Below are 17,937 nucleotides of genomic sequence, written 5' to 3'. Positions count from 1 at the left end.
TCCCCTTGATTGGATGGGGATGGGAACACGATTGTTACAGCCGTGCAATATTCAGAAGGCTGCGGTCGCCCCGAATGGCGCGAGGTTGCCGAGAAATTGCTGGGTCGCCGCTTTCCAGGAGAACTGCTCGGCCAGCGCCCGGCAGCGTGCCGCCGGCAGGGCCAGCGCCTGCTTCACTGCGACGCCGAGATCCGGACTCAAGATACCGGCGCCGCTCCCGGCGAGGATGTCGCGCGGGCCCGGCACCGGATAGGCGGCGACGGGCAGGCCGCTGGCGAGCGCTTCCAGAATCACCAAGCCGAAAGTGTCGGTGAGGCTGGGGAAGACAAAGACATCGGCGGCGGCGTAGTGCCGCGCCAGATCCTCGCCGACCTTCTTGCCGAGAAAATGCGCCTTCGGGAACCTGCGCCTGAGCTCGCCGAGCTGCGGGCCGTCGCCGATCACCACCTGGCTGCCGGGAAGGTCGAGCGAGAGGAAAGCTTCGATGTTCTTCTCGATCGCCACCCGCCCCACGAAGAGATGGATCGGGCGCGGCAGGGCCAGCAGAGACTTGTCATGCGGCTTGAAGAGTTCGAGATCGACCCCGCGCGACCAGCGACGGATGTTGCCGAAGCCGCGGGCGAGGAGATCGGACTCGATCGACTGGGTCGCGACCATGATGCTGCGCGCCCGGCCGTGGAAGCGCCGCAGCCAGGCATAGGAGAGGCCGACCGGCACCGCGAAACGCGCCTCGACATATTCCGGAAAGCGGGTGTGATAGGCGGTGGTGAAGGGCAGGCCCTTGCCGAGACAATAGCTGCGCGCGGCATGGCCGAGCGGCCCCTCGGTCGCGATGTGGATGGCATCGGGCCGGAAAGTCTCGATGGTCCGGGCGATCTTGCGGCCCGGCAGCAATGCCAGCTTGATCTCCGGATAAGTCGGGCAGGGAAAACCGTTGAACTGGTCGGGCGAGATCACCTCGACCGCGTGACCCATGGCGTTGAGCTCATCCCGGGTGCGCATCAGCGTGCGCACCACGCCGTTGGTCTGCGGCGCCCAGGCATCGGTCACGAGAGCGAGCTTCATGCCGCGGCGTGGTGCTCCACATCATCGACGACGGTCGGCGCCAGCATCGAAAAGTTCCGGTTGGCGGCCCATTCGACGATCTCGAGTCGGCCGTCCATATGCTCGACCAGCGCGGTGCAGCTCTCGACCCAGTCGCCGTCATTGATGTAGTGAATGCCCTCGATCATCCGCGATTCGGCCTTGTGGATATGGCCGCAGATGACGCCGTCCAGGCCCCGACGTCGCGCCTCCGCCGCCATGGCGTCCTCGAAATCGCTGATGAACTTGACCGCGTCCTTGACCTGGGTCTTGAGATAGGCGGAGAGCGACCAGTATTGCAGGCCGAGCCTGACCCGGATGTGGTTGTACCAGTGGTTCAGGGTCAGCACGCAGTGATAGGCGGTGTCGCCGAGATAGGCGAGCCACTTCGCGTATTTGATGACGCCGTCGAAGGCGTCGCCATGCACCACCAGGTAGCGCCGGCCGTCGGCGGTGACATGCACGATCTCGTTGACGACGGCGACATCGCCGAAGGTCATGCCGTCATAGTCGCGCAAAGGCTCGTCGTGATTGCCGGGGACATAGACGACGCGCGTTCCTTTGCGCGCCTTGCGGAGCAGCTTCTGCACCACGTCGTTGTGGCTCTGGGCCCAGAACCAGGCCTTTTTCAGCCGCCAGCAGTCGATGATATCGCCGACCAGGTAGATGTTGTCGGCCTCGTTGTACTTGAGGAAATCGAGCAGGAACTCCGCCTTGCAGCCGCGCGTCCCGAGATGGAGGTCGGAGATGAAGATGCTCCGGTACTGGCGCAGCTGAAGCGTGCTGGTCTGTGCGTTCATCTCACCCTGCGCGACTCGGGAACCAAGGCCCTAGTTCGGCGGGAGAGATATCCCCTGATGGGTGACGCGCCGATGACAGGAAGCCGATCGACGCATTGTCTTCATGCGTTTGTCATTCCGCGTTCAGCGGGATGTCACGATCAGCCGCTCGGGCGCGGGGGCGCGGCTCGAAATCGGCGCCCCGCAATCGACCGTGCCCCGTTCGCGCAGCCGCGCCAGCTGCGACACCGGATCCTCGACCGGCGGCGCATCCTGGCGCCACAGGATCTCCGCCCCGACGGCGGTATCCGCGGCGGCACCGGTGATGCCTTTGACCTGCCGGACCGACTGCAGGCAATAGGCGGCGACGCCGGATCGATGCCGCTCGCCGTAGCCGACCACGAAGATGTTGCCCATCAGCACCCCGGTGCCGATGTAGCGGAGGCTCGGCGTATACCAGTCGACCAGATAGATCGCGCCGGCGCGTTTGATTTCCACGGTGCCGCCGTAAGGCGAGCCGTCGGGGTTGCGCCCGAGGGTGATGATGAAGCGGCCTTGCAGGCCTGCCGGCCCGTCGAGATTCTCATGGCCGAGGGTGGCGGTCGAGCGACCGCCGTCGCTGCGCCAGACGCCTTCGAGATGCCCGTCCCGGACCCGATAGAGCACGATGCCGTAATCCGCGCTCGGATCGTCGGCAACGACGCCGAGCACATCGTCGAGTCGAACCGCGTAGCCGCGCTGCTCGAGCGGCAGCGGCCGGCTCCACTTCACGCGAAACGTGGTTCCATTGGGCTCGATCGTCGCCGCGCCCTGATAGACATCGCCACCCGCGTTCTGCCCGACGAGACGATAGGCGCCGCTGCCGTCCTCGGCCGCAGCCGGCGCGGCCGGGCCGAGCGCCAGCCCGAGACAGACGGCCGCGAGCTGAAGCGCGCGGCGCAGGCTCATGCGCCGGCGAGGGTCATGCCCCCGCCAAGGTCATGCCGTCGATGCGGAGCGTGGGCGCGTTGATGCCGTAGCGGAACTCGAGATCGTCGGCGACGGTGATTGCCTTGAACATGTCCTTCAAGTTGCCGGCGATGGTGACTTCGGAGACCGGATAGGCGAGCTCGCCGTTCTCGATCCAGAAGCCGGCGGCGCCGCGGCTGTAGTCGCCGGTGACGCCGTTGACCGCCGAGCCCATCATCTCGGTCACGTAGATGCCGCGTTGGATATCCTTGAGCATCGCGTCGCGGCCGATCTTGCCCGCCGGGATATGGACATTGGCGGCGCCCGGCGAGGGGGGCGAGGAGGCACCGCGATGCGCGTTGCCGGTAGACTTCAAGCCGAGCTGCCGCGCAGAGCGCAGATCCAGCATCCAGGTCTTCAGCACGCCGTTCTCGACCAGGAGGCGGCGCTGGGTCGGCAGGCCCTCGCCGTCGAAGGGCATCGAGCGCAGGCCGCGGGCGCGGTGCGGATCCTCGATGATGTCGATGCCGGCGGCGAAGATCTGCTCGCCCATCTTGTCCTTCAAGAAACTGGTGCCGCGCGCGATCGAGCCGCCGTTGATGGCGCCCAAAAGATGGCCGATGATCGAGCTGGAGACCCGCGGGTCCAGCACCACCGGCAGTTTCTCGGTCGCGACCTTGCGCGGGTTCAAGCGCTTCACCGCGCGTTCGCCGGCGCGCTTGCCGAGCACCGCCGCCGCTTCGAGATCGCCGAAGAAGACCGCCGAGGAATAGTCGTAGTCGCGCTCCATGCCGGTGCCTTCGCCGGCCAGCACCGCGACGCTGACACCCGAATGCGACTGCGCATAGCCGCCGTAGAAGCCGTTCGAGGCCAGCATCGCCATCTCGCTGCGGCCCCAGCCGGCTTCGGCGCCTTCGGAATTGGTGACGCCCTTCACGCCGCGGGCCGCGGCTTCGGCTTCGCGCACCAGGGCGATCAGTTCGGCCTCGGTCGGCTCCTTGGGATCGAGGATCTCCAGCTGCGGCGGATGCCGGTCGATCTCGGCGGGATCGGCGAGGCCGGTATAGGGATCCTCCGGCACCACCTTGGCCATCGCGACGGCGCGCTGCGCCAGCTCTTCCAAGGCGGCGCGGTTGAAGTCGCTGGTGGAGACGATCGCCTGCTTCTTCCCGATGAAGACGCGAAGCCCGAGATCCTGGTCTTCGGAGCGCTGCAGCTTCTCGAGCTTGCCGAGGCGCTCGCCGACCGAGAGGCTCAAATTCCGCCCGATCACCGCATCGGCCGCATCGGCGCCGGCGGCTTTCGCGAATTTCACAGCGGATTCCAGCAGGGTCGGGAAGTCGGCATTCGTGGAAGCGGGCATGAAGGGCTTTCGTCAGGATCCAGGGGAGGCCGGGCGTCAAGTTGGGTCAGGTGGGGGTAAAAGGCAAGGGGCGGCGGCGCCGTTTCCCTCGGCGGAATCCGGGCATTATGATGGGAATCATGCCGAAGCGTTTCACCCTGCCGACCGCCTCGAGGCGCCAGATCTCGACCGCCATGGTCATTCTGGTGATGGTGTTGGCCGTCGTCTATCTCAGCCAGTTCCGCATCAATGCGCCGGCCTCGCCCTGGGCTGCCGCCCTGCAGTCCTTCCGCAACGACTGCGCCAAGGCGGCACGGCATGCCAATGGCGGCGGCGACCTGGTGATGGACGACGCGACCGAAGAGAAAATCGGTGCCTATTGCGGCTGCATGGCCGAGGCCATCAAAAGCAATGTCCAACCGGCCGAGATCGAGATGATCGGCCGCGGCCAGCCCAGCGACAAGACCGTGCAGCTGCTGAGCCGCATCGCTGAGGGCTGCAAGCCGCAGCTGGAGTGAAAGTCGGAAAGAGTCTTCGACCCGCTTTGATCTAAGCCGCGCTGAGGCTTTCGCCTTTGAGGACCTTGCGGATGAGATCCGCGGTTTCCTTGCGGCCGTAGAGCGCGATGAAGGAGCCCATGCGCGGGCCCTGGTCCTGGCCCAGCAGCACCTCATAGAGCGCCTTGAACCAGGCCTTCAGTTCCGGGAAGGGATGGCGCTTGCCGATCTCGTAGACCTCGTTCTGCAGGTCTTCGGCCGTCGCATCCGCCGGGGCGGAATCCAGATAGCGCAAGAGTTCGTCGAGCGCGGCGCGTTCGGTCGCGTCGGGGGCGCGGTACTGCTTCTTCGGCTTCACATGGTCGCGGTAGTAGTTGATCGCATAGCCGACCAGCTTGTCGAGGAAGGGCGCGGTCTGCGGCGTCGCCTCCGGGAGATAGCGGCTGATGAAGCCCCAGAGCGTTTCCTTGGCCTCGGCATTGCAGACCGAGGCGAGATTGAGAAGGATGCCATAGGAGAGCGTCACGCCGGGGGCAGGCGGCTGGCCGTTGTGGATGTGCCAGGCCGGATTCTCCATCCGCTGCGCCGGCGCCTCGTTCGGGAATTTTTCGACGAAGGTCAGGTAATCGTCGACCGCGCGCGGGATCACGTCGAAATAGAGCCGCTTGGCCGCGCGGGGCTTCTGGTACATGAACAGGGCGAGGCTCTCGGGCGGCGCATAGGTCAGCCATTCCTCGACCGAAAGGCCGTTGCCCTTGGACTTGGAGATCTTCTGGCCCTTGTCGTCCAGGAAGAGCTCGTAGTTGAAGCCCTCCGGCGGCTTCGAGCCGAGCACGCGGCAGATCTTGTTGCCGAGATCGACCGAGGGGATGAGGTCCTTGCCCGACATCTCGTAATCGACGCCGAGCACGCTCCAGCGCATGCCCCAGTCGGGCTTCCATTGCAGCTTGCAGCGGCCGCCGGTGACCGGCGTCTCCACCAGGCTGCCGTCCTCTTCCTCATAGACGATGGTGCCGGCATCCGGGTCGGTCTTCACCACCTTGGTCATCAGCACCTTGCCGGACTTCTGCGAGACCGGCAGGAAGGGCGAATAGGTGAGCGCCCGCTCCTCGCGCAGGCTCGCCAGCATGATCTCCTGGATCTTGTCGTAATTCTTGAGCACGTTCAGCAGGCCTTCGTCGAAGCGGCCGGCGTGATAGCAGTCGGTCGAGGAGACGAACTCGTATTCGAAGCCGAACGCGTCCAGGAAGTCGCGCAGCATGGCGTTGTTGTGGTGGCCGAAGCTCTCGTGGGTCCCGAAGGGATCCGGCACCTTGGTCAGCGGGTAGCCGATATACTTCTGCAGCATCTCCTGGTTCGGCACGTTGGTCGGCACCTTGCGCAGGCCGTCCATGTCGTCGGAGAAGGCGAAGAGCTTGGTCGGGATGTCGGAGAGGCGCTGGAAGGCGCGGCGCACCATGGTCGTGCGCACCACCTCGCCGAAGGTGCCGATATGCGGGAGCCCTGAGGGGCCGTAGCCGGTCTCGAACAGCACGTAGCCCTTTTTCGGCGCGGCGTCCTTGTAGCGTTCGACGAGTTTCCTCGCTTCCTCGAACGGCCAGGCACGCGCGGCTTGGGCATAGGTGCGTTCGTCAGACATTCTCTCCAATCTCCAAAAATGACCGGCGGAGACTAGAGGCGCGGTGTCCATCCCGCAAGCCTGGGCGGCCGATATCAGCGGGTGGGAGGGATGCCCGGCATGCAATGGTAAAGGCGCTACGGCGCCGCGGCGGTGGCCGCGTGCGGCCAGGCGACGGTGGCCATCAGCGGCAGGTGATCCGAGCCGAGCTCGGGCCCGACCTCGGCCGCGATCACCACCGGTCCGCCCCGGCTGAAGACATGGTCGATCGGCAGGCGCAGCCATTCCGGCACGTCCCGGCCCTTGATCGGCAAGGCCGGCCAGGTCGGATGATAGCCGGGCTCCGCGACCAGCCCGGTCCGTTCCCGGAAGTCGCGCTGGTTGCGCACCCAGGCGCCGCCATTGAAATCGCCGCCGACCAGCAGCGGCCCGTCGAAGGCCTCGAGCGAACGCGCCAGATGCAGCAACTGCTCGCGCTGCGCATCCGCCCCCGCCATCGGGAACGGCCAGACGACATGGACCGCGACCGCGGTCAGGGTCCGGCCGTCGATGTCGAGCTCGGCGATGGCGGCCGACGGCAGCGCGCCGTCGATCCGGCCCGCCCGCCAGCTCCGCGCCGGAAACCGGCTGAGCAGCAGGGTCTCGCAGTCGATCGTGCTCTGATGGCAGGTGACCTGGGTCGGGTAGAGATCCTTGAGCGCGGCGAAGGCCTGCTTGTGCTTCTCCGTCAGCTCCTCGAGGAAGACGATGTCCGGCTGCTCCTCGCGCAGATAGGCCATGATCCGATCGAGCGCGCGATTGCGCGTCCAGATGTTGAAGGCGACCACCTTCAGCTGCGGCGTCTCCACGGCGACCGGCGGCTGGCCCTGAATGGAGGCGATCACCGGCGTGCCGCAGAGCGCCGCGACGAAACAGGAGGCGATCACCAGACGGCCGCGCCACATCAGCAGCCCGGCCACGGCAATGACGCTGACCGCGGTCAAGAGCAGAAGGCGCAGGTTCTCGATCACCGTCAGCCAGGCGCGCGCGGCGGGCGGCCAAGGCCATGCCGCGAGCCACGGCAGCGCCGCTGCGGCAAACAACAGCCACAAGCCCAGCCAGAGCAAGCCTGCGGCCAGGCGCGCGACGGCACGGCGGGCCGCGGTCCGGTCTTCCCAGAATGTCGTCATCGCTTGTCCCCGCTTTCCGCCGCGAAGCTGGCCGAACACTGTGGCGGCGCCGTGGCGGCGGCGCGGCAATGTCGCGGAAGGGTCGGGCGCATGCGGGGCATCGACTCGATAGGCGATCGGCATTTCAGCGCGGGCCGAGCCGGGCGCAGATTGACCGCGACCGACCGGGCATCGGGCCCGGTCCGAGAAAAGGATCTCTACCATGACTGCGCGTTTCACCGGCCTCTGCGCCGCTATCGCCCTGGCCGCGGGCCTCGCAGGCTGCGCGGCTTCCTCCGATCAACCCACCGCCATGACTGCCCCATCCATGAGCGCGAACGGCATCGTCGCCGCGAAGAGCGCCTATGGCATGGACGAGACCGTCGCCCGCCTGAAGCAGGACATCGCCGGCAAGGGGCTGATGTTCTTCAGCGAGATCGACCAGGCGAAGCTGGCCAAGGACGCGGGCATCGCGGCCCGGCCCTCCACCCTGCTGGTGTTCGGCAACCCGGCTTTGGGCACCCAGTTCATCACCGCGAACCCGCAATCCGGCATCGACTGGCCGGTCCGCCTGCTGGTCTACCAGGATGCCAACGGCCAGGTCTGGACCGAATACACCGACTTCCATTATGTGCAGGCCCGGCACGGCATCGAGGATCGCGACGCACAGTTCCAGAAGGCATCCGAGGTGATCGCCTCGATCACCTCGAGCGTCGCGCAATAGCAGATTGGGTGCGGGGCGAGGTCCGGAACTATCGGGTTACCGCGACCTCGGCCTCGATCGGCGCGTGATCGGAGCCAACATCCGGCCCAGCCTCGAACCGGGTCACGACAAGATTGCCGCCGGTGAAGACATCATCAAGCGGCAGACGAAAGATCCAGGGTAGCTGGAGCATCCAGGTCGGCACGAAATGGCCGCGGTTGTCGAGCCCGCTTGCGGCCCGAAAGGCGGTTTGGGTCCGACCCCAAGCAACGCTGTTGAAATCACCCATAAGGACGCGGTCCGGTGCCAGGGTCCGGGTGTATTCCGCGATTGCCGCCATCTGCATCGACTGCCAGAGCTGCGGCGCGCCGGGAAGCTGCGGTGATGGATCGCCGGGCGGCAGCAGGTCGACCAGCGGGGCGTAGTCGATCGGGGTGAATGGCAGCATGGGATGCGCCGTGACGATGCTGATGCGCCGGCCCTGCCATTCAATATCGCCGCGCGCGACATAGGCCAGCTTGGCGCCGGCGCTTCCCGCGAAGCCGTTCATGATCGGAAGCCGCGACAGCAGCATCACGTTGCAAACCACCGAGGCATCGACGCAATCGACGCTGTGGAGGTAGATCGTCCGCAGATCGGCAAGCAGCGCTTTCGAAGCGGGCGTCACCTCGGTGAGCCCGATCACATCGGCGCCACTGGTCTTCAGATAATCGAGCGTTTCGGCGAACCGGGCGTTCTCGTACCAAAGATTCAGGCTGACGATCTTGAGCGGCGGCCCATCCGCGACCGGCGGCGGCGCGGCAACGATCACAGTCGGCAGCACCAAAAAAGCATTCCAGCCAGCGACGATCAGGCCAGCGAGCGCCAGCACGCGATGCCGGTACGCGACCGCCAACGAAAGAACGACGCCGCCAACGGCAAAATGCGGCGCGAAAGCCTCCAGAACCGAAAGCCTCGGATCAATGAAGGTCGCGTATCCCAAAATTGTCAGCGCAATCGTGGCCATGAGACAGAAGCGCAGAACTGCCACGCTGATTCCCCCGCTATCGGACGGCCCCGGCCCGTCACAACGCGATCTTAGCCTATTCCGGCCGGATCGCGATCTCCGCCTCGACCGGGAAGTGATCGGAGCCGACTTCCGGGCCGAGCCGAAGTTCAACTATCCGCGCCCGTCCACGAACGAAGACCGGATCCAGTGGCAGGCGCAGGATCGGCCAGACCGAGGTCGGCCAAGTCGGCAGGAAATGGCCGCGGTTGTCGAGACCCGAGGCCGCACGGAACGCGCGTTGCAGTGGGCTCCAGGAGGCGCTGTTGAAGTCGCCGACCAACACGAGGTCGGCGGGCTGCCGCTTGAGGAAGGCGGCCAGGTTGGCGGCTTGATAGGACTGTTCGAGATCCGGCGCATCCGGAAAGGACGGCGCCGGACCGGGATCGACCGCGGCCAGCGGTTCGCGCTTGCGGGTGAAGGGCGTCATCACATGCGCCGCCGCAATCCGGATGGAGGTGCCGTCCGGCAACAGCACGTCGGCCATCGCGACGAAGGGATAGCGCCCATCGATCGGGCCGGCATAGGCGTTGCTCAGCGGGTATTTCGAGAACAGCATGTTCTGGCATTTGCTGTCGGCGGCGATGCAATCGATGCTGTACGGATAAACCGCCTTCAAGCGCAAGAAGGCTGCTTTCGAGCGCGCATTCGCCTCGACCAGGCCGATGACGTCGGCGCCGCTGGCGACGAGATAGTCCGCAGCCGCGTCCAGGCGCTGGTTCTTGAACCGGATGTTGAAGTTCACGACCTTCAGTACCCGTTCGCCTGCCGCCATCCCAGGCGTGGGCCGGAACGGCGAGATGTCCGGCCAGATCAGCTGCGCATTCCAGGCCGCGACCAGCAGGCCCAGCAGAGCGAGCTTGCGCCGCCGCGCGACGAGCGCCCACGCCGCCAGCAATGCGGTCAGCGCCGCCGCTTGCGGTGCCATCGGCGCCAGGATCGTCGCTCGCGGAATGATCGGCCAGGACAGCGGAATGAGCGTGACGGCCGTGACGGCCAGAACCCCGAGGCCCAGCAGGAGGCTGCTGAGCCGCTTCACTCCGCCTCGGCGATGATGCTCTTCGCGCCGATCTCGGCGATGAGCGGGAGATGGTCGGAGCCGAGGTCGGGGCCGGGGTGCAGGTTGCGCAGGGTCAAGCCGCCGCCGACGAAGACGGTGTCGATCGGCACGCGCAGCGGCGCCGGCAGGCGGGTTGGCCAGGTCGCGACCAGGGGGCCGCGGTTGTCGAGCCCGGTCGCGGCGCGGAAGGCGACCTGGGCGTCGCTCCAGGGCACCGAGTTGAAGTCGCCCATCACGATCTGGTCGCGGCCGAGGCTCTTGGCATAGTCGGCCAGCACCGCCATCTGCATCGACTGCCAGAGCCATGGCGTCTTCGGGAGCAGCGGCGAAGGATCGTCGGGCGTCAGCCATTGCTGCAGCGGCTGCCAATCCGGCTTCACGAAGGGCAGCACGATATGCGCCACCGCGACGCTGATGGCGCTGCCCTGGAAATCGAGATCGGCGCTGGCGACATAGGTGAGCTTCGCCCCGATCTTGCCGGCGAAGCCGTAGCGCAGCGGCTTCTTCGAGAGCAGCATCAGCTCGCAGAACCGGTCCTGGCCGACGCAATCCACGCGGTGCGGGTAGATCTCATCGAGCTTGCCGAGCGCCTTCTTCGCTTCCGGCGTCACTTCGGAAAGCCCGATCACATCGGCGCCGCTCTTGGCCAGGAAGGCCACGGTCTTCGAATAGTCCGGATTGTCATAGGCGAGGTTGAAGCTGACGACCTTCAGCGTCTTCGCCTTCGGCGGCGCGTCGGCGAAGGCGGCCTGCACATTCGCGGCGATCGACGGCCAGGCCAGCGCGATGTTCCAGAGCGCCGCCAGCATGCCGACGATGGCCCAGAGCCGCCGCCGATACAGCAACATCAGTACCGACAGCAGCGCGGTCGCCGCGGCGAGGTGGATCGCGGCGGCCTGGAGGCCGGCGACCCGGGCGTCGATGAAGCCGAGCAGCGGCGCCAGGGTGAGCGCCACCGCGCAGAACAGACAGAAACGAAGAAACAGCAAGCCCGATTCCCCCAGATCCCGGTATCGCCTTTATGGCCCGACCGCGACCTCGGCTTCAACCGGCAGATGGTCCGAGCCGACCGCGGGCCCGAGCCGCAGCGCGGTCGACTGCACGGCGCCGCGAACGAAGACCTGGTCGATCGGCAGCCGCAGGACCTGCGGCATGAAGGTCGGCCAGCTGGGCAGGTAATGCCCGCGGTTGTCGAGGCCGGTCGCCGCCCGGAAGGCGATCTGCATCCGGCTCCAGGACGCGTTGTTGAAGTCCCCCATGACAACGAGGTCGCGCGGCAGTTTATTCACATGGAACGCGAGATTGGCCGCCTGCCGCGACTGCGCGAGGCGCGGCTGGTCGGGCAGCTCCGGCGCGGGCGGCTCGATCATGGTCGCGTTGATCGCCGTGGTCGGCACCATCAGCGGCCAGGAGAGATGCGTCATCACGACGGTCACGGGACGCCCGCCCCAGTCGAGCTCGCCTTGCGCGACATAGGGATAGCGGCCGTCGATCTTGCCGGCATAGGGCTGCCGCAACGGCAGCTTCGAGAGCAGCATGATCTCGCAGGTGGGGTCCGCGCCGATGCAGTCGATGCCGTAGGGATAGAGCCGCTTCAACGGCGCCAGCGCCGCTTTCAAATCCGGCGTGGTCTCGACCAGGCCGATCACGTCCGCGTTGCTGTTCTCCAGATAGGCCAGGGTCGCGGCGGGGTCGGTGTTGGCGTACCAGAGATTGAAGGCGATGAGCTTCAGCGGCGTGGCGCTTGCTTGCGCCGGCGCGGCGCTGGGGAGCGTGCCGAAGCCCGGCCAGATCAGCACGACGTTCCAGGCGGCAATCGCGAAGGCCAGCAGCGCCGTCTTGCGCGCGCGCAGCAGCAGGAAGCACAAGGTGAGGATCAGCGCCGCGGTGCCGAATTGCGGCGCCGCCGGCACCAGGGCCACCGACTGGGGCACCCAGCGCCAGAGCAGCGGCATCAGCGAAATCGCGCCGACGCCGACCAGAGCCAGCACGAACACGAACAGCAGAAAGCCTCTCAGCATCGGCGCTTCATTCCTGTTTCAAGCCGATCTCCGCCTCGACCGGCAGATGGTCGGAGCCGACATTCGGGCCGGTCTTCAAGTGCCGGATTGCCAGCGCGCCGCGGGTGAAGACCGGGTCGATCGGGATGCGGGCGAAGACCGGCTGCCAGGCCGGCCAGTCGGGCGCCCAGTGACCGCGATTCTCCAGCCCAGTGGCCGCGCGGAAGGCACGCTGCAGCGGATTCCAAGGCACGCTGTTGAAGTCGCCGAGCACGATGCGGTGCACGGGCTCGGGTGCCGCGAGATGCTGCGCGAGGCCGGCGGCCTGCTGCGACTGCCAGACATCGGCGGTACCGGGGAGCATCGGCGGCTCCGGCTGGCCCGGCGGGCGATAGGGCAGATGCGATGGGACCGTCAGATGCGTCACCGTGACCATGATGGTGCGACCCTGCCAGACAATCTCGCCCTCAGACAGGTAGGTCACGGCTGTACCGACAGGACCGGCATAGGTACGATGGAGCGGCAGCTTGGACAGCAGGACCGTCTGGCAGACCGGGTCCAGGTCCACGCAGTCGACGCTGTAGGGGTAGAGCGCTTTCAGCGGCGCCAGCATCGGCTTGTATTTCGGCGTCACCTCGACCAGGCCGACGATGTCGGGGCTTTCGGTCGAGACATAGTCGATCACCGCATCGAGATCTTCCCGGTCCCACCAGATGTTGATGTTGGTGACGCGCAGCACCGGGCCTTCGGCAACCGCGGGAGGGCGATAGGTCAGCTCCGGCCAGACGGTGTAAGCGCTCCAGCCTGCCGCGATCAGCCCGGCCAACGCCCAGCCGCGCCAGGAGCGCAGCCGGCGGCGGAAGACCAGCAGCACGACCACCAGCACGGTGTTTGCCGCCACGCATTGCAGCGCGAAGGCGTCGAAGGCGGCGAACAGGGGATGGAGCCGGTGCAGCAGCGGCAGGAAGCTGGTGACGATGCCACCGAGGAGACAGAAGCGCAGAAGAAGCATGCCTACTCCGGGGTCACGGCGATCTCGGCTTCGACCGGCAGGTGGTCGGAGCCGATGAAGTAGCTGCTCTTGAAGTTCAACCGGGTGAGGGCGCCGCGGGTCATGATCTGGTCGATCGGCAGGCGGACCCATCGGGGCTGCCAGCTCGGCCAGGTCGGGACCATCGGCCCGGCATTCTCGAGGCCGGTCGCGGCGCGCAAGGTCGCTTGGGTCCGGCTCCAGGGCACAGAGTTGAAGTCGCCCATCAACACCAGGTCGGGTCCGAGCTTTTGGAGGTATTGCGCGAGATTGGCAGCCTGCTCGCTCTGGACCAGCGGATAGGCGTCGCCCAGCTTGGGCTGCAAGGCGCCGCCGGCAATCAGGTGGCCGCGGTCAGTCTCCGCGCGCAAGGGCCAGGAGAGGTGCGTCGCGGCCACGGTGATGGAGCGCCCCGCAAGACTGATCTCGCCCCAGGCGATCACCGGCGAACGGCCGTCGATCCGGCCGGCAAAGGCCCGCCCGAAGGGATGTTTCGACATCAGCAGCATCTCGCAGGGCGGCGTGCTCTGCATGCAGTCGATGCGATACGGATACTTGGCATAGAGCGACTGCAACGCTGTCAGCCATTGCGGTGTCACCTCGATCAGCGCGATGACGTCGGCATTAGTGGATTCGAGATAGTGGATCGCCGCCGCATAGCCGTCGTTGCGATACCAGACGTTGGCCGAGACCACCTTCAGCTTCGGCGCGGCCTCGAGGCCCGCCGATTCAGCCGTCACCGGCGCGTGGAACGGCAGATAGGGCCAGAGCGGGAAAATGTTCCAGGCGAAGGCCAGCAGCCCCAGCAGAGCCAGCCAGCGCGGCCGGAACAGCAGCCCCAGCAGCGTCAGCGGCAGGCTGGCCAAGGTGATGTGCAGCAGGAAGGATTCGAGCGTCGCCAGCGGCGGGAACTGATGGGCCAGCAGCGGTGCGAAGCTGCCGACGAAAACGCCGATCAGGCCGACATGCACCAGCAGCTGTATGGGATAGAGCAAGGCCGCGAAGACGTCCGGCATGGGTGAGACCAGGGCGTACCGGCCCGGCCGGCCTCTCGATCCTAGACGCGTCCGTGGCATGGCGGTCGCCGCTGTCCCCGAGTGCTCTTGCGCGAATCTGGCTGGCCGCCAGCCCCGATCGGCGGCAATCTATCGGCTCTTGGGGTATCCGCAAGCATTTCAACACGGCTTCTTAGGGGGAAGAGGATGTGGCGTCAGCGTATGGTTAAGGTGACCGGCGGGCTGCGGGGGTGGCCGAGCTTGCTGGCGCTGCTGCTGCTGGGATCGATCGGCGCGATCGGCCCGACCTTCGCACAGGACTCCACGACGGAGGAAGAGAGCGATCCGGTCGCCGACTATTTCGTCGGCAACCTGCTGTTCATCTTCTACCACGAGCTCGGCCATGGGCTGATCCACAAGCTCGATCTGCCGGTGCTGGGGCGCGAGGAAGACGCCGCCGACCAGCTCGCCACGCTGATGCTGATGGATGCGGGCAGCGACTCGGTCGGCGGCGAGCCGGTCCTGACCGCGGCAATCGGCTGGCTCGATTCCTGGAAGAAGCGCGAGGGCGAGGCCGAGAACTCGGACTATTTCGACGAGCACAGCCTCGACTACCAGCGCTACGCCAACATCGTCTGCCTGGTTTATGGCAGTGACCCCGACAACTACGGCAACCTGATCGAGGAATGGGATCTGCCCGCCGACCGCGCCGAGCGCTGCCCGGGCGATTACAGCTCGGCGATCCTGAGCTGGGACAGCGTGATGGAAGGCGTCTGGGTGACCGACGAGAATCCCGCGCCGGCCGGCAACAGGTCCTTCACTCTCGACGTGCAGGCAGCGCAGAGCGACGAGACCCGGGCGATCGCCGAATACGTCGTCGACCAGAAGGTCTTCGACGATCTGGTCGCGGGCATGAACGAGAGCCTGATCCTGCCCTCGCCGATCAAGGTCGTCGCCAAGGATTGCGGCGAGGAGAACGCCTACTACGATCCGGAAACCAGCCAGATCACCATGTGCTACGAATGGCTTGCCACCTTCATGGCCGATGCCGAGAAGCAGGCGGAATAGCCCGCGGCCGGCGACCTTTATTGCCGCCGTCTTGCTGACCGCCGGCGCCGCCGCGGCGGACGAGGCCGATGACCGGCAGCGATTGGCCGGCGACTATTTCGTCGGCGCCTCGGTCTTTCTGTTCGAGCGCAGCGTGCTCGCCGCCTTCGCGCCGGAAGGCAGCGACGATGCGACCCTCGATGCCGGCGCCATCGTGCTGGCGCGGGAAAAGGCCGACAGCGAGGCTGGCTCGGTGGCGCTGCAGGCGATCCTGGCCTGGCTGGAAGCCTGGCTCAGTCTCGAGAAGCAGGCGCCCGGCAGCGAGGCCCCGCCCGGCTTCGATCCGGCGCGGCGCCATGCGCTCGCCTGTCTCGCCTATGGCGCCGATCCCGAAGTGAGCGGCGGTCTCGCCGACCACGTGGCGCTGGGCAGCGTGGAGCGACAGGCCTGCGTCACGCGCTATCTGGAGGCGCGCAAGCTCTGGACGGCGTGGCTCGAATCCTATCGCAAGTCGCCGGGTGCGCCGGCGCCGATCCGGGCCGCGCCCGAAGGTGCGCCGGCCGAGGACGAGCCGGTCTTGCGCCTCGCCTTCGCGCCGACGATCGACGAGGCCGACCAGGCGATTGCCGACGCGGTGCGCGAGAACGGTCTCTTCCAGGTGCTGACCGACGACTTCAACATGAGCTTCGCCATGCCGCGGCCGGTGACGGCCTTGCTCACCCAATGCGGCGAGGCCAAGGCCTTCTACAACCCCAATCGCGGCGAAGCGGTGCTCTGCTACGAGATGCTCGGCGCGCTGGTGAAGGCGGCGCCGTAAGCCCGCTTCACTCGTAATGCCGGCCGAAGCGGTTTTCCAGGAAGCGCTCGAGGTCGCAGGTCTCCTGGCGCACGAAGCCCTGCTGCGGCAGATGGCCGTCGAACATCAGATCGACCATCGCGCAGATGCCGGCGGCGGTGGTGATCTGGATGGCGCTCATCAGATGACCGCGAATCTCTTTCGCGTAGATCTTCTTGGCGTAGCTTTCCTGGGTGAGGCGGCCTTCGCGCATGCCGGTCGCGGTCACGAAGATCAGCACCACGTCCTGGTGCGTGATCGGCAGCGACTGCTCCATGATGTCCTTCAAGAGATGGCGGCGGTCGCGCAGGCGCAGATCCTCCAGCAGCATCTTCATCACCGCGCAATGGCCGGGATAGCGCACGGTCTTGTAGTTCAGGCTCTCGACCTTGCCGTCCAAGGTCTCGACCAGGGTGCCGAGGCCGCCCGAGGTGTTGAAGCATTCATAGTCGATGCCATCGAGCGAGAAATGCTCCAGGCCTTCCATCGGCATCAGCTCGACGGCGCGGCCGTCGTGAATGGCCTCGCAGGGATTGCAGTATTCGTTGATGAGGCCGTCGGTGGACCAGGTGAGATTGTATTTGAGCGCATTGGCCGGGAACTGCGGCAGGGCGCCGACCCGCATATGCACCTGGCGCAGGCTGTCGAACTTCTTGGCGAGGTGATGGCCGACGATCGAGATGAAGCCCGGCGCCAAGCCGCATTGCGGCACGAAGGCGACCTTCGCGCCGGCGGCCACCTTGCGCACGGCCCGGGTGGTGGCGACATCCTCGGTCAGGTCGAAGTAGTGGACGCCCGCTTCGCCGCAGGCCTCGGCGACACCCGGGTTGAGGAAGAAGGGCAAAGCCGAGATCACCGCCTGCTGGCCCTGCATCGCGCCCAAGAGCGCTTGTCTGTCGGCGACGTCGATCTGCTTCGGCGTGGCGCGGTCGCCGGCAGCCTGTTTCAGGAAGGCCGCGTCGGTGTCGGCGAGGGTGATCTGGTAGTCGCCGGTGGCGTGCAGAAGATCGACGATGGCGCCGCCGATCTTGCCGGCACCAAGGACCAAGACTTTGCGGGCGGGGGCCATGGGATTCTTCTCCGGAAAAGGTTGAAGCCGTTACTAGCCCTTTTGCGAGGCTTGCTTGAAGCTGCCGAAAAGGCGAAAAGCGGGGACCCTCCCGGCGAATCGACGGTCAGCCCATGGCGAAACGCAATCTGGATGACACCGATCGGAAATTGATCGCGTTCCTGCGCGCCAATGCCCGGACCCCGACCGCCGCCCTGGCGCGGAATCTGGGCCTGTCCCGGAGCGCCGTCCAGGAGCGTCTGCGCCGGCTGGAGCGGGACGGGGTGATCCAGGGCTATACGCTGACCGTCGCCAGCGACGCCGCCAAGGGCGGGGTATCCGCCCATGTGCTGCTGACCCTGGACCCCAAGATGCAGGACCGGGCCATGGCGGCGGTCAAGGGCCTGCCCGAGGCCACCGCCGCCTATACCGTTTCCGGCGCCCATGACGCGATCGTCATGCTGACCGCCGAAACCTCCGCCCATCTGGACGAGGTGCTGACCCGGATCGGCAAGTTCCCGGGGGTCAACCGCACCACCTCGGCGATCCTGCTCTCGACCCTGTTCGAGCGGGTCTGAGCGCAGCTCGGCTCGGATCTTCAGTCGCACCCCCTCCCCGGCCCTCCCCCGAAGTCGGGTGAGGGAGAAGCGAAGCGCGCTCTAAGCCCTCCCCCGACTTCGGGGGAGGGTTGGGTGGGGGTGTGACTGATGGACACCAGCCAGTTTCGCGCCCAGGAAATCGCCGGATTCGGCGGCGTTT

The 17,937-nt window shown here is 66.5% G+C and carries 18 protein-coding genes; 5 read left to right on the top strand and 13 right to left on the bottom strand.

The window, feature by feature from the left end:
* Window positions 1-51 precede the first annotated feature (51 nt).
* The 4 genes from ACH2CY_RS12260 to ACH2CY_RS12245 all read right to left on the bottom strand — a co-directional run bounded on the left by ACH2CY_RS12260 (window position 52) and on the right by ACH2CY_RS12245 (window position 4,173).
* Entirely contained in the window at window positions 52-1,065 is a 1,014-nt protein-coding gene (locus ACH2CY_RS12260; protein WP_395019396.1) for a glycosyltransferase family 4 protein, read from the bottom strand.
* Window positions 1,062-1,883, bottom strand: a complete 822-nt coding sequence (locus tag ACH2CY_RS12255) for a UDP-2,3-diacylglucosamine diphosphatase (protein WP_395019395.1) — start codon at window positions 1,881-1,883, stop codon at window positions 1,062-1,064. Before ACH2CY_RS12255 ends, ACH2CY_RS12260 begins: the two co-directional genes overlap by 4 nt.
* 123 nt (window positions 1,884-2,006) lie before the next feature.
* A complete protein-coding gene (locus ACH2CY_RS12250) occupies window positions 2,007-2,810 on the bottom strand; it encodes a hypothetical protein (RefSeq protein ID WP_395019393.1) in 804 nt (267 codons plus the stop codon).
* Window positions 2,811-2,823: 13 nt separating this feature from the next.
* Window positions 2,824-4,173 carry a TldD/PmbA family protein gene (locus ACH2CY_RS12245; protein ID WP_395019391.1) on the bottom strand — a complete coding sequence of 450 codons (1,350 nt, stop codon included), beginning with the start codon at window positions 4,171-4,173 and terminating at the stop codon, window positions 2,824-2,826.
* A gap of 119 nt (window positions 4,174-4,292) precedes the next feature.
* On the opposite strand from ACH2CY_RS12245, the gene ACH2CY_RS12240 reads away from it, so the two are divergent.
* Window positions 4,293-4,670 carry a hypothetical protein gene (locus ACH2CY_RS12240; protein WP_395019389.1) on the top strand — a complete coding sequence of 126 codons (378 nt, stop codon included), beginning with the start codon at window positions 4,293-4,295 and terminating at the stop codon, window positions 4,668-4,670.
* Window positions 4,671-4,701: 31 nt separating this feature from the next.
* Here ACH2CY_RS12240 and ACH2CY_RS12235 read toward each other — a convergent pair whose 3' ends face one another.
* Together ACH2CY_RS12235 and ACH2CY_RS12230 are read right to left on the bottom strand one after the other, a co-directional pair.
* Entirely contained in the window at window positions 4,702-6,288 is a 1,587-nt protein-coding gene (locus ACH2CY_RS12235; protein WP_395019387.1) for a lysine--tRNA ligase, read from the bottom strand.
* A gap of 116 nt (window positions 6,289-6,404) precedes the next feature.
* Window positions 6,405-7,436, bottom strand: coding sequence for an endonuclease/exonuclease/phosphatase family protein (locus ACH2CY_RS12230; protein ID WP_395019385.1), 1,032 nt, complete (start codon window positions 7,434-7,436; stop codon window positions 6,405-6,407).
* Window positions 7,437-7,638: 202 nt separating this feature from the next.
* Between ACH2CY_RS12230 and ACH2CY_RS12225 the strand changes: the two genes are divergently transcribed.
* The gene (locus ACH2CY_RS12225) at window positions 7,639-8,139 is read left to right on the top strand and encodes a DUF302 domain-containing protein (RefSeq protein ID WP_395019383.1); all 501 of its coding nucleotides are present in this window, start codon (window positions 7,639-7,641) and stop codon (window positions 8,137-8,139) included.
* 28 nt (window positions 8,140-8,167) lie between these two features.
* On the opposite strand, the gene ACH2CY_RS12220 is transcribed toward ACH2CY_RS12225, so the two are convergent.
* From ACH2CY_RS12220 to ACH2CY_RS12195, 6 genes are read right to left on the bottom strand one after another with little or no spacing between them, the layout of a single operon-like run.
* Window positions 8,168-9,148: an endonuclease/exonuclease/phosphatase family protein gene (locus ACH2CY_RS12220; protein WP_395019381.1), complete on the bottom strand. Its 981-nt coding sequence runs from the start codon at window positions 9,146-9,148 to the stop codon at window positions 8,168-8,170.
* Between the two features lie 52 nt (window positions 9,149-9,200).
* Complete coding sequence (locus ACH2CY_RS12215; RefSeq protein ID WP_395019378.1) at window positions 9,201-10,202, bottom strand: endonuclease/exonuclease/phosphatase family protein; 1,002 nt, start codon at window positions 10,200-10,202, stop codon at window positions 9,201-9,203.
* The gene (locus tag ACH2CY_RS12210; RefSeq protein ID WP_395019376.1) at window positions 10,199-11,212 is read right to left on the bottom strand and encodes an endonuclease/exonuclease/phosphatase family protein; all 1,014 of its coding nucleotides are present in this window, start codon (window positions 11,210-11,212) and stop codon (window positions 10,199-10,201) included. The genes ACH2CY_RS12215 and ACH2CY_RS12210 overlap by 4 nt, the downstream gene beginning before the upstream one ends.
* Window positions 11,213-11,242: 30 nt before the next feature.
* Complete coding sequence (locus ACH2CY_RS12205; protein ID WP_395019374.1) at window positions 11,243-12,244, bottom strand: endonuclease/exonuclease/phosphatase family protein; 1,002 nt, start codon at window positions 12,242-12,244, stop codon at window positions 11,243-11,245.
* 7 nt (window positions 12,245-12,251) lie between these two features.
* Complete coding sequence (locus ACH2CY_RS12200) at window positions 12,252-13,235, bottom strand: endonuclease/exonuclease/phosphatase family protein (protein WP_395019372.1); 984 nt, start codon at window positions 13,233-13,235, stop codon at window positions 12,252-12,254.
* 2 nt (window positions 13,236-13,237) lie between these two features.
* Complete coding sequence (locus ACH2CY_RS12195; protein WP_395019371.1) at window positions 13,238-14,269, bottom strand: endonuclease/exonuclease/phosphatase family protein; 1,032 nt, start codon at window positions 14,267-14,269, stop codon at window positions 13,238-13,240.
* A gap of 186 nt (window positions 14,270-14,455) precedes the next feature.
* On the opposite strand from ACH2CY_RS12195, the gene ACH2CY_RS12190 reads away from it, so the two are divergent.
* Together ACH2CY_RS12190 and ACH2CY_RS12185 are read left to right on the top strand one after the other, a co-directional pair.
* The gene (locus tag ACH2CY_RS12190; RefSeq protein WP_395019369.1) at window positions 14,456-15,316 is read left to right on the top strand and encodes a DUF4344 domain-containing metallopeptidase; all 861 of its coding nucleotides are present in this window, start codon (window positions 14,456-14,458) and stop codon (window positions 15,314-15,316) included.
* Window positions 15,317-15,347: 31 nt separating this feature from the next.
* Window positions 15,348-16,112 (top strand): DUF4344 domain-containing metallopeptidase, encoded by a 765-nt coding sequence (locus ACH2CY_RS12185; protein WP_395019367.1) that lies wholly within the window; start codon window positions 15,348-15,350, stop codon window positions 16,110-16,112.
* Window positions 16,113-16,119: 7 nt separating this feature from the next.
* Here the strand turns inward: ACH2CY_RS12185 and ACH2CY_RS12180 are convergent, their stop codons facing one another.
* The gene (locus tag ACH2CY_RS12180) at window positions 16,120-17,199 is read right to left on the bottom strand and encodes a saccharopine dehydrogenase family protein (protein WP_395019366.1); all 1,080 of its coding nucleotides are present in this window, start codon (window positions 17,197-17,199) and stop codon (window positions 16,120-16,122) included.
* 113 nt (window positions 17,200-17,312) lie between these two features.
* Between ACH2CY_RS12180 and ACH2CY_RS12175 the strand changes: the two genes are divergently transcribed.
* On the top strand, window positions 17,313-17,756 hold the full coding sequence (locus ACH2CY_RS12175; RefSeq protein ID WP_395019364.1) for an Lrp/AsnC family transcriptional regulator: 444 nt from the start codon (window positions 17,313-17,315) through the stop codon (window positions 17,754-17,756).
* Window positions 17,757-17,937: the final 181 nt, after the last annotated feature.

The sequence above is a fragment of the Dongia sp. genome (assembly GCF_041905885.1).
In the GTDB taxonomy this organism is placed as follows: domain Bacteria; phylum Pseudomonadota; class Alphaproteobacteria; order Dongiales; family Dongiaceae; genus Dongia.
The sequence above is the reverse complement of the archived record's forward strand: the minus strand, read 5'-3'. Positions and strand labels throughout refer to the sequence as shown.

What these genes read in the sequence shown, in the direction of transcription:
- ACH2CY_RS12175 (WP_395019364.1), top strand. Translation starts at nt 17,313, where the DNA reads ATGGCGAAACGCAATCTGGATGACACCGATCGGAAATTGATCGCGTTC.
- ACH2CY_RS12195 (WP_395019371.1), bottom strand. Translation starts at nt 14,269, where the DNA reads ATGCCGGACGTCTTCGCGGCCTTGCTCTATCCCATACAGCTGCTGGTG.
- ACH2CY_RS12250 (WP_395019393.1), bottom strand. Translation starts at nt 2,810, where the DNA reads ATGAGCCTGCGCCGCGCGCTTCAGCTCGCGGCCGTCTGTCTCGGGCTG.
- ACH2CY_RS12225 (WP_395019383.1), top strand. Translation starts at nt 7,639, where the DNA reads ATGACTGCGCGTTTCACCGGCCTCTGCGCCGCTATCGCCCTGGCCGCG.
- ACH2CY_RS12230 (WP_395019385.1), bottom strand. Translation starts at nt 7,436, where the DNA reads ATGACGACATTCTGGGAAGACCGGACCGCGGCCCGCCGTGCCGTCGCG.
- ACH2CY_RS12200 (WP_395019372.1), bottom strand. Translation starts at nt 13,235, where the DNA reads ATGCTTCTTCTGCGCTTCTGTCTCCTCGGTGGCATCGTCACCAGCTTC.
- ACH2CY_RS12190 (WP_395019369.1), top strand. Translation starts at nt 14,456, where the DNA reads ATGTGGCGTCAGCGTATGGTTAAGGTGACCGGCGGGCTGCGGGGGTGG.
- ACH2CY_RS12260 (WP_395019396.1), bottom strand. Translation starts at nt 1,065, where the DNA reads ATGAAGCTCGCTCTCGTGACCGATGCCTGGGCGCCGCAGACCAACGGC.
- ACH2CY_RS12245 (WP_395019391.1), bottom strand. Translation starts at nt 4,173, where the DNA reads ATGCCCGCTTCCACGAATGCCGACTTCCCGACCCTGCTGGAATCCGCT.
- ACH2CY_RS12205 (WP_395019374.1), bottom strand. Translation starts at nt 12,244, where the DNA reads ATGCTGAGAGGCTTTCTGCTGTTCGTGTTCGTGCTGGCTCTGGTCGGC.
- ACH2CY_RS12255 (WP_395019395.1), bottom strand. Translation starts at nt 1,883, where the DNA reads ATGAACGCACAGACCAGCACGCTTCAGCTGCGCCAGTACCGGAGCATC.
- ACH2CY_RS12180 (WP_395019366.1), bottom strand. Translation starts at nt 17,199, where the DNA reads ATGGCCCCCGCCCGCAAAGTCTTGGTCCTTGGTGCCGGCAAGATCGGC.
- ACH2CY_RS12240 (WP_395019389.1), top strand. Translation starts at nt 4,293, where the DNA reads ATGCCGAAGCGTTTCACCCTGCCGACCGCCTCGAGGCGCCAGATCTCG.
- ACH2CY_RS12235 (WP_395019387.1), bottom strand. Translation starts at nt 6,288, where the DNA reads ATGTCTGACGAACGCACCTATGCCCAAGCCGCGCGTGCCTGGCCGTTC.